The 12,366-nt window shown below is 69.5% G+C and carries 12 protein-coding genes; 9 read left to right on the top strand and 3 right to left on the bottom strand.

Features of this window, described 5'->3' with window-relative positions; genetic code table 11:
• Positions 1 to 874: 874 nt before the first annotated feature.
• A complete protein-coding gene (locus tag V7Q42_RS07510) occupies positions 875 to 1,702 on the bottom strand; it encodes a transporter substrate-binding domain-containing protein (protein ID WP_333823302.1) in 828 nt (275 codons plus the stop codon).
• Positions 1,703 to 1,834: 132 nt separating this feature from the next.
• Positions 1,835 to 2,758, bottom strand: coding sequence for a LysR family transcriptional regulator (locus V7Q42_RS07505; RefSeq protein WP_333823301.1), 924 nt, complete (start codon positions 2,756 to 2,758; stop codon positions 1,835 to 1,837).
• 154 nt (positions 2,759 to 2,912) lie between these two features.
• Here V7Q42_RS07505 and V7Q42_RS07500 point away from each other — a divergent pair, with 154 nt between their 5' ends.
• The 9 genes from V7Q42_RS07500 (at position 2,913) to V7Q42_RS07460 (ending at position 11,117) form a co-directional block, all read left to right on the top strand.
• Complete coding sequence (locus V7Q42_RS07500) at positions 2,913 to 4,085, top strand: NAD(P)/FAD-dependent oxidoreductase (protein WP_333823300.1); 1,173 nt, start codon at positions 2,913 to 2,915, stop codon at positions 4,083 to 4,085.
• On the top strand, positions 4,082 to 4,345 hold the full coding sequence (locus V7Q42_RS07495; protein WP_333823299.1) for a 2Fe-2S iron-sulfur cluster-binding protein: 264 nt from the start codon (positions 4,082 to 4,084) through the stop codon (positions 4,343 to 4,345). Before V7Q42_RS07500 ends, V7Q42_RS07495 begins: the two co-directional genes overlap by 4 nt.
• Positions 4,342 to 5,694 carry an FAD-dependent oxidoreductase gene (locus tag V7Q42_RS07490; protein ID WP_333823298.1) on the top strand — a complete coding sequence of 451 codons (1,353 nt, stop codon included), beginning with the start codon at positions 4,342 to 4,344 and terminating at the stop codon, positions 5,692 to 5,694. The genes V7Q42_RS07495 and V7Q42_RS07490 overlap by 4 nt, the downstream gene beginning before the upstream one ends.
• A 10-nt stretch (positions 5,695 to 5,704) precedes the next feature.
• On the top strand, positions 5,705 to 7,099 hold the full coding sequence (locus V7Q42_RS07485; protein ID WP_333823297.1) for an aldehyde dehydrogenase family protein: 1,395 nt from the start codon (positions 5,705 to 5,707) through the stop codon (positions 7,097 to 7,099).
• Between the two features lie 49 nt (positions 7,100 to 7,148).
• On the top strand, positions 7,149 to 8,072 hold the full coding sequence (gene dapA, locus V7Q42_RS07480; protein ID WP_333823296.1) for a 4-hydroxy-tetrahydrodipicolinate synthase: 924 nt from the start codon (positions 7,149 to 7,151) through the stop codon (positions 8,070 to 8,072).
• A 154-nt stretch (positions 8,073 to 8,226) separates the two neighbouring features.
• Positions 8,227 to 8,892 (top strand): amino acid ABC transporter permease, encoded by a 666-nt coding sequence (locus V7Q42_RS07475; RefSeq protein WP_333823295.1) that lies wholly within the window; start codon positions 8,227 to 8,229, stop codon positions 8,890 to 8,892.
• A gap of 14 nt (positions 8,893 to 8,906) precedes the next feature.
• Complete coding sequence (locus V7Q42_RS07470) at positions 8,907 to 9,677, top strand: amino acid ABC transporter ATP-binding protein (protein WP_333823294.1); 771 nt, start codon at positions 8,907 to 8,909, stop codon at positions 9,675 to 9,677.
• A 10-nt stretch (positions 9,678 to 9,687) separates the two neighbouring features.
• Entirely contained in the window at positions 9,688 to 10,704 is a 1,017-nt protein-coding gene (locus V7Q42_RS07465; RefSeq protein ID WP_333823293.1) for a saccharopine dehydrogenase family protein, read from the top strand.
• A gap of 269 nt (positions 10,705 to 10,973) precedes the next feature.
• Positions 10,974 to 11,117 (top strand): hypothetical protein, encoded by a 144-nt coding sequence (locus V7Q42_RS07460; protein ID WP_333823292.1) that lies wholly within the window; start codon positions 10,974 to 10,976, stop codon positions 11,115 to 11,117.
• A gap of 156 nt (positions 11,118 to 11,273) precedes the next feature.
• Here V7Q42_RS07460 and V7Q42_RS07455 read toward each other — a convergent pair whose 3' ends face one another.
• The gene (locus tag V7Q42_RS07455) at positions 11,274 to 12,314 is read right to left on the bottom strand and encodes a transporter substrate-binding domain-containing protein (RefSeq protein WP_333823291.1); all 1,041 of its coding nucleotides are present in this window, start codon (positions 12,312 to 12,314) and stop codon (positions 11,274 to 11,276) included.
• Positions 12,315 to 12,366 lie beyond the last annotated feature (52 nt).

Raw genomic sequence — 12,366 nt, 5'->3', positions numbered from 1 at the left:
GGCTATCTCGCTCGAATCCTCAACGCCTGACCGTTAACCCGGATTCAGGGCCGTGTGATGGCACAGCGTCTCTCCCGATCCGCCGTTCTAGCAGGGAACGCGGTGCGGCCCAACCGCAGCGCCATCGGGGAATTGAACTGAGGCGCATTTGGCGGATCAGTTCAATATGATGGGCAAGCCGCAATAGGTCTCATTAGGAGGGCCTGCGAGGCAAGCAATCAGCAGGCTCTCGGCGCACGTAAAGGATGTGGCACCATTGTCGCGAAAAGCACTCGCCACCACCGGAAGCGATCGCTACATAGGTCAGCCGGCGACGTTTGGGGGCATTGCAAAAACAGAAACAAAAATTTTCAAATAAAAACATATCGTTATGTGCACAATTCGATGCCCTTCCGCGCACAAGTTTTCTTCAATGAAATCAATATCTTAGAAAGATGGCCGATTTTGAATTCGGCTTCGCGCGCCGTTCTTTCGGCACGCGGTCGGCACCACCGACGCGTTCATAACGATGGGTCGGGGTTCGGATCCCTTCCGAGAGCGACGTGTCGGCGATCGGGGCGATGTTCTCGCCGGTGCGGTCTCGACGATCGTCGGAATGCGGAAGCGGCGGCCATCGGTCGGCCGATCCGAGACGAAGTCGAGGCTCCGCCGCCGTTTTGCACCCGCCGGACGGTCGAGGTCGAAGACCGCCGGTTTCCCATGACGGGTCGGGCGAGCGTCGGCCCGGTCCGGGCGGACGGTGTCGCCGGAGATCGTGTCCGGGGCGGTCCGGGTCGACCGCGAGCGCTCGCCGCGGACCGGCGAAGGGTCTTCCGGTCGTACGCCGGGCGGAACGTCGCGGCTCGGCACGACGGGTCCGCTCGGCGCGCCTTCGTCAGCCGCCGAAGCCGAAGCCCTTGGGCATGTCGTCGAGCTTGATGCCGAAGGTGCCGAGGCTGTTGACGATCCAGGTCTGGTTGTTGCCGATGCGGCGATTGTAGTCGGCCCAGGCCGAGACGAAGGCCTTGAAGTTGGCATCGGCATTCTGGTTGATCGCCACCACCGACGGCGTCGACAGAACCGGGGTCGGCACCTTGACCGTCCCGAGGGTCGCGACCTTCTTGGTCATGACGAGGCCGTTCAGCATGGTGTTGACGAGACCGTCCGCTTTGCCGCCGGCGACCGCGACGATCGCCTCGTCACGAGTCTTGAAGCGCAGGATGTTGGCCTTGGGCAGATACTGCTGGGTGATCAGGTCCTGCGACGAGCCCATGTCGACCGAGAAGGTGTACTTCGAGTCGTTGAGCTGGGCCCAGCTCATCCCCTCGAGCTCCGGCTTCGGCGAGACGATGACGAAGCTGTTGAAGTAGGTCGGGTTGGAGAAGGACACCGACAGCGCCCGCTGCGGCGTGGCGGTGATGCCGAAGGCGACGTCGACCTTGCCGCTCTGCACGTCGAGGATCGAGTTGGCCCAGGAACTCTCGACCACCTCGAGCTTGACGCCGAGGGTCTTGGCGACGTCGCGCGCCATCTCGATGGCGAAGCCGCGCCACTCGCCGGTGCGCGGATCCTTGTTGAAATAGGGGTCCTCGTTGAGGATGCCGGGAATCTTCAGCACGCCACGGGCGCGGATCTGGTCGACGGTGCCGTCGGCATGGGCGGCGGTCGCGCCCAGCGAAGCGACCACGGCGACGGCCCCGAGGATCTTCTTCCACCAACTCATGTCCCGCTCTCCCTCTCTACGGATCCGTGTCGATCTCGACGTGATCCTGACGAGAAGTGTCGAGTGCGTCCGAGCCGGGAACAATGCTAGAAAGCCGGGGTGTCCTATCCCATTTCTTGTAGGAACACGCGGTCAGCCGGGGTCGTTCACGTCCCCCGATGGCGGTCGCAGCACGCTACCCACCAGACGTCGCCGGCAGATCTCGGAGAGGTCGCGGACGTAGGGGTTTGCGGTGAGATAGCCGGCACAGCCGAAATAGACGCGGATCTCCGGCAGGTTCTCGAGTGGAACCGCGGCGATACGCTCGTCGTGCGCGCCGACGCACCAGGACGGAATGATGGCGAAGCCCAGCCCCTCCTCGACGCAGCGCCGGATGTTCGAGCTGCCGGAGGCGGAGATCGACGGAGAGATGGTCTCACCGGTCTGACCGAGGAAGTTCATGGCGTGGTTGCGCAGGGTCTGGCCCGGCTCGAAGGTGACGAGCGGCCGGCCGATCGCCCAGGACGGGATGTCGTCCGGTGCCGGCGACGGCCCCCAGGACCGGGGATGCACGAGGCTCAGCCGATAGGTGCCGAGCAATTGCTGCGGCATCACCGGATCGCCGAAGTAGCGTTCGGAGAGGCATACGTCGAGGCTGCCGGAGGCGACGAGCTCGGCGAGCACCGTGTCGCGTTCGAACACCGCCAGTTCGAGATCGGGGTGGAGCGCCCGCAGCTCGGCCATGATGCCGGGGAAGAGGAAATAGAAGATCGCCTGCGGCATGCCGATGCGCAGGGTCGAGCGCTGGTTCTCGAGCAGCAGCGACAGCCGCTCCAGCATCACCTCGAGTTCGGGATCGAGGAGGCGGTAGAGCGCCCGTCCGCGCGGCGTCAGCGTCACCTGCTTGGCGCCCTGTTCGGAATCGATCAGCCGATCCTTGAGGATCTGCTCCAGCCGCCGCACGTGGTTGGCCGCCGACTGATAGGAGAGGTTCAGCTCGCGCGCCGCGGCCGAGAACGAGCCGCGTTTGGCCACCTGATAGAAGGTCTGGATGAGCGTCAGATTCAGCTTGGGCATGGGGCCACTCGGTGTCGAGCCGTCTCGGTAGGATGGGACGGACGTTCCGACGATACAAAAAATGCGAGGAGAGGGCTCGCCGTTCTTGTATCGACACCGGCGACGCGCCGACCCGACACTGACGCCGTCTTCGGATCAGCGGAAGGTGTCCGACGTGGCGTTCCCCTCCGATCTTCGCGTGGCCGTCGTCGGCGCCGGCATCGTCGGCGTCTCGACCGCGTGGTTCCTCGCCCGCGCCGGCGTCGACGTGCGTATCGTCGAGGCCCATGCGCCGGTCGCGGCCGCCACCGGGGCCGCCGACGGCGCGGTCTCGGTCGCCTCCAAGCGACCCGGCCCGATGATGCAGGCCGCCCTCGCCGGCATTCGCCTCTATCGCGAACTCGCCGAGAGCGGCGTCCTCGACGGGCTCTATCTCACCCGCTCGACCTTCCTCGTCGCCGCCGACCGAGCGGAGGCCACCGTCCTCGAGGGGCACGCCGCCGCTCTCGCCTCGGTCGGCGTCACGGTCGATCCGATCTCGGCCGCTCGGCTGCCCATCGTCGCTCCGGCTCTCTCGGATCGGGCCCGCGCGGCGATCGAGGTGCGCGGCGAGGGTCACGCCATCGGCTACGACATCGTCCGCCGGTTGGTGCACACCGGCGGCCTGCGCATCGATCGCGATCGCCGCGTCACCGGCCTGCGTCGCGCTCCGTCGACCGGCCGCCTCCTCGGGCTCGACACCGATCGCGGCCCCGTCGACGCCGATGTCGTCGTCATCGCCGCCGGAGGTGGATCGGCGGCCCTCCTCGGGCTCGGCGACGTCCTGCGCCCCCGACGCGGCCAGCTCCTCGTCACCGAGCGCGCGCCGGCCCTCGCCCGCGGCCTGCCGGGCGCGATCATGTCGGCGCGCTACCTCCTCTCCAAGGCGAGCGCCACCGGCGGTCCGCCGGTTTCGCCGCGCGGCTACGGACTGGTGATCGATCCGCTGCGCACCGGTCAGTTCCTGGTCGGCGGCACCCGCGAGAACGACGCCGAGCGTCCGGTCGCCGACCTCGAGGCGATCGCCCACGTCCTCGCCGATGCGGTCGCGCTGGTGCCCGGCCTCGCCGATGTGCGGCTGCTGCGCAGCTTCGCCGGCCTGCGCACCGCCGTCGTCGACGGCCTCCCCCTCGTCGGTCCGGTCGGCAGCGGCGACGTCCGCGTCGCCACCGGCTTCGAGGGCGACGGCATCTGCCTCGGCCCGCTGATGGGCCGCGCCACCGCCGATGCCATCCTCGGTCGGCCGAGTGAGATCGACCTCGCGCCTTTCGACCCCGCCCGCTTCACCGGAAGGATGGCCGCCGCATGAGCGCGAAGACCTTCCCGTGGAACGGCGTGCCGATCGCCTTCCGTGACGGCGAGACCATCGCCGCGGCGCTGGCGAACGCCGGGGTTCGAACTCTGGGCCGCGATCCCGCCGGGCGCGTGGCGCGCTATTTCTGCGGCATCGGCGCCTGCCAGAACTGCCTGGTTCGCGTCGACGGACGGGTGGTCGAAGCCTGCCTCACCCCGGCCGTGGAGGGCGTACCGGTCGAGAGCGCCGGTGAACCGACGGAGGCCGCACCATGAGCCCCGCTCCCGTCCTCGTCGTCGGCGGCGGCCCCGCCGGGCTCGCCGCCGCCGCCCATCTCGCCGCGGTCGGTCATGCGGTCGACCTCGTCGAGCTGCGCCCGGCGCTCGGCGGCGCCTATCACCGACGACCCATCCCCGGCGTCACGCCCCGGCCGATCGGGGCGGAGAGCGAGACGCGATGGGCGCGCCTCGTCGCCGGCATCGATCATCCCGCCATCCGCGTCCGGCTGCGCACCGGGTTCCTCGGCATCGACGGGGCCGGCTGTGCACTGCTCGACGACCGCACCGCCGGCCGGGTCGAGGCCGCTCGCCCCGCCGCCGTCGTCGTCGCCACCGGCGCACTCGAACGGGTTCGTCCGCGCCCCGGCTGGGAACTGCCCGGCGTCACCACCGCCGGCGGCCTCCAGGTGATGATGAAGGAAACGGGACGCATCCCCGAGGGGCGGATCCTCCTCGCCGGTTCCGGCCCCCTGCTCGTCGCCCTCGCCGGTCAGATGATCGCCGCGGGGCGTCCGCCGATCGCGGTGGTCGAGACCGGCGACCCGCTCCGCCGTCCGCTCGCCGGCTTCGGGCTGCTGCCCCATCCGGCGCGACTCGTCGAGGCGCTCGGACACCTCGGCCGGATCGTCGCGGCCGGCGTCCCCTGGCTGCGGGCGACGGCGCTCGAGACCATCGCGGCGGAAGGTGACGCACTCCGGGTCGAACTCCGCGACCGAAGGGAGCGCCGCCGCACCCTCTTCGCCGATCACGTCGCCCTCCACGACGGTATCCGTCCCAACGATCGCGGCTTCCCGGAGCCCTCGGTCTCCGCCGCCGATCGCCCCTTCGTCGCCCATGCCGGCGATTGCCGCGAGGTACTCGGCGTCGCCGCCGCCGAGATCGACGGGGCGCGGGTCGGCGCCGAGGTCGCGGCGATCCTCGCCGGGACGTCCACCACCGCCTCGAAGGCCCTCGCTCGCCTCGCCGCCGAGCGGCGGGTCCAGGCGGTCCTCACCCGTCTCTTCGCCCCGGCGATCCCGCCGACGCCGATCGCCGCTCTGCCGCGCGAGACGGTGCTCTGCCGCTGCGAGGGCCGCAGCGTCGGCGATCTCGCCGAACTCCTCGACGGGTCCGACGCACCCGGCGGACGGGAGATCAAGCTCTCCGGACGCTTCGCCATGGGCGTCTGCCAGGGCCGCTTCTGCGCGCACTGGGTGGCCGAGGCCGCGGCGACGCTGCGGCCCGAGGCGACGGCGCCGACTGCCGGCGATCTCATCGGCCGGCGTTGGCCGGCTCGCCCCGTCTCGATCGATGCGGTGATCGCCTCCGCCGATCGTTCCGATACCTCCCCTTCCCCCGAACGATGACGAGGTTCGCATGGTCCTGCCGCATCGCCTGCCGATCGAGGGCGAAGCTCTCCTGGTCGCCTCGCCCTTCTCCGGCCGTCCGGTCGGCGAAGTTCCGATCGCCGACGCCTCCGCCGTCATCGCCGCCGTCGTCCGCGCCAAGAGCGCCGCGAACGCCTTTCGCCGCTCCACCCCGGCCGAGCGCCGGGCGCTTCTCGTGACCCTCGCCGACCGCCTCGCGGCCGAGGCCGAGCCGATGGCCCGGCTGATCGCCGCCGAGATGGGCAAGACTCTCTTCGAGGCGCTGAACGAGATCCGCCGCGCCGGCAACACCCTGCGGCTGTCCGGCGACGCCGCCACCTTCCTCGACGGCGAGGTCCTGCACTGCGCCATCGTCGAAGGCTGCGCGGACCGGCTGGCCCGCATCACCCACGAACCGGTCGGCGTCGTCGGCGCGGTGACGCCGTTCAACTACCCGGTCAACCTGCTCTGCCACAAACTCGGCCCGGCGATCGCCGCCGGCAACGCGGTGGTGGCGAAGCCCTCGCCCAAGGCACCGCTCGCCGCGCAGCGCCTCGTCGAACTGGCCGAGGAGGCCGGTTGGCCGAAGCATCTCTTCCAGATGGTCCATGGCGGGGCCGAGACCGCGATCGCGCTGGCTCGCGCTCCGATCGACCTCCTGAGCTTCACCGGCGGCCCGACCGGCGGTCTGGCGCTGAAGACCGCCTCGGGTCTGGTGCGCTGCCTGATGGAACTCGGCGGCAACGACCCGCTCTTCGTCATGCCCGACGGCGACATGGACCGCGCCGTGGCGACCGCCGTCGCCCATCGCTTCGAGATCGCCGGCCAGAGCTGTTCGGCGGTGAAGAAGCTCTATCTCCACGCCGACATCGCCGACGCCTTCGTCGAACGCCTGCTGCCGGCGGTGGCCGCCCACCGCGTCGGCGATCCCGAGCGCGACGACGTCGACATGGGGCCGGTGATCGATCTCGCCGCCGCCGAGGAGGTGGAGCGCCGGATCCGCGCCACGGTCGCCGCCGGTGCGCGCCTCCTCGCCGGGGGCGGCCGCGACGGCACGCTCTTCGCACCGACGGTGCTCGCCGACGTCGCCACCGATGCCCCGGTGATCGCCGACGAGACCTTCGGGCCGGTGATCGCCATCCGCACCTTCCGCGATCCGGCCGAGGCGATCGCCGAAGTCAACGCCGGAAGCTGGGGTCTCCAGGCCGGCGTCTTCACCAACGACCACGCCGTCGTCAAACGCTTCACCCGCGATCTCGTCGTCGGCGGCGTCATGGTCAACGAAGGCCCCGACTTCCGCGCCGAGCACGTCCCCTTCGGCGGCGTGAAGAGCTCCGGCCTCGGCCGCGAGGGGGTGCGCGTCACCATGCGCGAGATGTCCGAAACCAAGGTGGTCATCGACTGATGCGCCGCTGCTTCTTCCGCACCGCTTCTCGCCCCCGAAAGGACGCCGCATGACCGCTTCCGCCGAACTCTCTCGCTGGGCGGGCGTCTTCACCGCCCTCGTCACACCGTTCCGCGACGGGGCACTCGATCTCGCCGCCTTCGATGCGCTGGTCGAACGCCAGCTCGCCGCCGGGATCGCCGGTCTGGTGCCGGTCGGCACCACCGGCGAGGCGGCGACGCTCGCCGACACCGAGAGCCGCGCCCTGATCGAGCGCTGCGTGGAGGCGGCGCGCGGCCGCGCCATGGTCGTCGCCGGCGCCGGCGGCAACGACACGGCGCGCACGGTCGAGAAGGTGCGCGCCGCCGAGGAGGCGGGGGCGGACGCCGTCCTGGTCGTCACGCCCTATTACAACAAGCCGTCGCAGGCCGGTCTCCTCGCCCATTACGGCGCGGTGGCGGGCGCGACCGGACTGCCGGTGATGCTCTATTCGGTGCCCGGCCGCACCGGCGTCGAGATCGCGCCGGAGACCTGCGCCCGGCTGATGGAGGCGCACGCCAACGTCCGTGTGATCAAGGAGGCCGGCGGCTCGGTCGAACGGGTGACGCGGCTCCGCGCCGCCTGCGGCGCGGATCTGGTGATCCACTCCGGCGATGACGCCCTCACCCTGCCCTTTCTCGCGCTCGGGGCGGTCGGCGTCACCAGTGTCGTCTCGAACCTGCTGCCGGAGGCCGTGGTCGCGCTGGTCGAGGCCTGGCGCCGTGGTGATCGCGCCGAAGCGCTGCGTCTCCACGAGGCGCTCGCCGAGGTCACCGCCGCGATGTTCGTCGAGTCGAACCCCGCGCCGGTGAAGGACGCCCTCGCTCACCGTGGTCTGATGACGCCGGAGTTGCGCCTGCCGCTCGCGCCGGTGACGCCCACCTCCCACGCGACCATCGTCGCGGCCGTGGCGCGCGCCGTCGATCTACCCGGAACGCGAGGGCTGGCGGCATGACCCCACCGCGCGCGCCTACAAGAAAGGCCACAGGCCCTACGCACGGCTTTGGATTGCGACGCCCGCCGAGCGCTCCGACAATGATCGAGGCCGGCCCGGACGCGACCCTCGCCCGATCGCGATCTCGGCGCGACCCGACCGCGGGAGATCTCGCATGACCTATCAATGGGACTTCCACGTCGTCGGGCAGTATCTCGACCTGTTCGTCTGGGGCGTGGTCTACACCGTGCTCTACACGCTCGGCTCGATCGTCATCGGCGTCGCGCTGGGGGCACTGGTCTGCGCCGCGCGCCTGTCGTCGTGGATGGCGTTCCGCGGTACGGCGCGGCTCTTCCAGGAGCTCTTTCGCTGCACCCCGCTGCTCGTCCAGTTGCTCTGGGTCTACTACGCCCTGCCGCTGTTGCTCGGCACCTCGATCGACAACCGGGCGGCGGCGCTGCTGACGCTCTCCTGCTACGTCGGGGCCTTCTATGCCGAGATCTTCCGCTCCGGCATCGTCTCCATCGACAGAGGGCAGCGGGAGGCGGCGCTGGCGCTCGGCATGAGCCGTGGCCAGTCGATGCGGCGCATCGTGCTGCCGCAGGCGATCAAGCGGATGCTGCCGTCGTTCATCAACCAGTCGGTGATCCAGTTCAAGAACACCTCGCTGATCTCGGTGATCTCGGTCGCCGACCTCGCCTACATGGCCTCGGTGGTCAACGGCCAGACCTATCGGCCGCTCGAGTCCTACACCGTGATGGCGCTGTTCTACATCGCCATGCTTCTGCCCCTGACCCAGGCCGCCGACTACGTCGAGAAGCGCCTCAGAGCGAGCGACTGAGAGGGATCCGCGCGATGAACGACACCACACGGGAAGCGCCGATCCTCGAGGCCGTCGGCATCCGCAAGAGCTTCGGCCCGCTCGAGGTGCTGAAGGGCATCGACCTGACGCTCGCCCGCGGCGAGGTGGTGGCCCTGATCGGCCCCTCGGGCTCGGGCAAATCCACCTTCATCCGCTGCCTCAACATGCTGGAGACGCCGACCGACGGGCTCATCCGCTTCCGCGAGAAGCCGATCGGCAAGGAGTTCCGCGACCGCGCCGACACGATCGGCATCGGCACGTTGCGTCGGCACGTCGGCATGGTGTTCCAGCACTTCAACCTGTTCCCGCACATGACGGCGCTCCAGAACGTCGTCGAGGGACCGATCACCGTCGCCAAGAAGCCGCGCGCCGAGGCCGAGGCCCATGCCCGCGATCTCCTCGGACGGGTCGGCCTCTCGGAGAAGTGCGACACCTATCCGGCCCATCTCTCCGGCGGACAGAAGCAGCGCGTCGCCATCGCCCGGGCGCTGGCCATGGAGCCGGAGGTGCTGCTCCTCGACGAGGTGACGAGCGCGCTCGATCCCGAACTCGTCGGCGAGGTGCTCAACGTCATCCGCTCGCTCGGCGAGGCCGGCATGACGATGGCGATCGTCACCCACGAGATGGCCTTCGCCGCCGACGTCGCCCATCGGGTCCTGTTCTTCGATCAGGGCGTGGTGGCCGAGCAGGGAACCCCGGACGAAATCATCGCCCATCCGCGGAGCGACCGCCTGCGCGGCTTCCTCGCGCGGTTCCATCAGTGAGGAGGCGCGCATGAAACCCTTCCGTGTCGTCGTCGTCGGCGCCGGCCGCGTCGGAACCGCCCTCGCCGTCGCCCTCGCCGATGCGCCCGGCATCTCGACCCTGCTCGTCGACGGCGTGCCCGAGGCGGTCGACGCCGCCGAACGCCTCGGATTCCGGGCGAAGGTCTGCGACGTCCTCGCGGAAGCCGAGCTCACCGCCATCCTGCGCGGCGGCGACGCCGTCGTCGCGGCGGTGCCGGAGTTCCTGGTCGCGCCGGTCGCGGCCGTCGCGGCGCGGGTCGGCATCCACCACATCGACTTCTGCGAGCCCGGCTCGACCGGCCTCGCGCGCCGCGAGGCGAGCGCCGACGCACCGGCCGTGCTGCCGGGATCGGGCGTTTCGCCGGGCCTCGTCGACGACCTCGTCGAGGATCTCCTGTCGCGCTTCGAACGGGTGGAGGATCTGGTGGTGCGCGTCGGGGCGATCCCGCGCGAGCCGATCGGTCGGCTCGGCTACGGCGACATCTGGGACGTCAACGGCCTGATCCGGGAGTACACCCGCCCGGCCGAGACCGTCGTCGACGGCCGGCCGGTCCACGTGCCGCCGCTCGGCGGCCACGAGACCTTCGAATGGGACGGCCGCACCTTCGAGGCCTTCGTCACCGCGGACGGATCGCGCAGTCTGATGGACCTCTGCCGAGGCCACGTCGCCCACGCCACGTTCAAGACCATCCGCCATCCCGGCCATCTCGACCACATGTTGTTCCTGCTCGACGAATTGGGATTGAGGTCGCGCCTCGACATGCTGGCCAACCTGCTGCGCAACGCCCTGCCCCATGTCGAGGAGGACATGGTGCTGATCCACGCGACGGCGCGCGGCCTCGTCGACGGGACGGCGACGGCGCAGACCATCGTTCACGAGATCGCCTCGGCCCCCGCGACGGCCGACCTGCCGGCGACCAGCGCGCTCGCACGCGGCGCCGCCGCTTACGCGAAACAGCAGCTGCTGCGCCTCTCCGAGACCCGAAGCCCGGAAAGCGCCCGGTGATACCGAGCCGATGAAGTTTCGACCTGTTCGGAACTTCATCCGCGAAGGCGAGCCCGAACGGGCGTCGGCCGGTCGGGCCGCAATCCACGAAATTCGGACGAGTCCGAATTTCGTGAACTCGTATGAGAACCGACCGGACGCCGATCGCACGGACCTCGTGTGGCGTGCCGGGAGTCCGATTCCGCCGCATCGCGGGCCTCCCCGACCCCTGCGCGGCGGCGTCGAGATGGTCGATTTCGAGCCGAAGGAGAGCCGGAGACGATGACCGCGTGAGCCCGAAAGACGGCCGCGGGGTCGGCCGCGAAGGCGTCGCGGAAGAGGGCCCGTATCGGTTCGTCCGTGCTCCGGACCTCATACCGGCGGGCATCGAAAAAGACCGTTTCATTCCCGACGCGAACTTCTCGTGCCTCTGATGCGAAAGAGAAATTCGCGTGTCTTCAGAAGGCCGCGCGCGTCGGTGCCTCCGGCCTGCGGCATTACGAGCGAGCCGGTCGACGCGGTGAAGGCGACCGATGCCAAACGACGGCGCCGAGGCGCCGTCGTTCGTCGCGGATCGTCGATCCGTCCGATCAGCGGATCGGATAGGTGACGAGCAGTCCTCCGTCCTTGGAGAGACGGTTCGGGGTCTTCGAACGGTCGATGCCGAGCGGCGTCGCCAGACCGAGGTGGCGGTCGAAGACGTCGCCGTAGGAGCCGACCTGTTTGACGATCTCGACCGCCCAGTTCGGGTGGATGCCGAGCTTCGTCGCCATGTCGGTCGCCGCGCCCTTGTCGCCGAAGATGCGTTGCACCGCCGGCGGCTGCGTGCCGATCTTGGCGACGATGTCGCCGATGTTCTTCTGGTTGATGCCGTACTGGTCGGCGGCGAGCATCACCTGGAAGCTCCAGAAGATCGCTTTCTGCAACTCGGTATCGGGGCGGGTGACGATCGTCAGCGGCTCCGAGGAGATCATCTCCGGCAGGAACTCGTAGGCGTCGGGCTTCTCCGCCAACTGGCGATTGGCGGCGAGCGCGGTGAAGTCGTTCGACATGACGTCGCACTTGCCGGAGAAGAACGCCTGCAGGCGGGCGTTCATGTCGGTGAAGTTCTCGATCTTGTACTTGAGCTTGTTCTCGCCGAACCAGTCGGCGAGGTTGAGAAGCGTGGTCGAGCCCTCCTCGGCGCAGACCGTGGCGCCGTCGAGCTGCTTGGCCGACTTCAGACTGGTGGCCTTGGGCACCATGAAGCCCTGGCCGTCGAAGAAGGTGGTGGCGACGAAGGCGAGACCGGGATCGGCGTCGCGGGTGCCGGTTTCGGTGATCGAGCGCGACGCCATGTGGCCACCGCCGGCGACCAGCGTCTTCAGGCTGTCGGAGAAGCCGACGCCGCGGATGTCGACCTTGGTGGCGTCACCGAAGATGGCGGCGGCGGCCATGCGGCAGAAGTCGACGTTGAAGCCCTGGAACACGCCCTGGGCGTCGGGAACCGAGAAGCCGGGGGACTTCGGGTTGACGATGCAGATGATCTTGCCGTCCTTCTTGATCTGGTCGAGGACGGGGCCGGCCTCGGCGGCGGCGGGGACGAGGACGGCGGCGGTGACGCACGCCGCCATGAGCGTTCTGATCGACATCTGAAACCTCTCCTGAGGTCGCCCGGGGGCGGTGAACCGTCGGACCTTAAGC

Source organism: Pinisolibacter sp. (assembly GCF_036782435.1).
Lineage (GTDB): Bacteria > Pseudomonadota > Alphaproteobacteria > Rhizobiales > Ancalomicrobiaceae > CALBKH01.
This window is presented reverse-complemented; position numbering and strand designations above follow the sequence as displayed.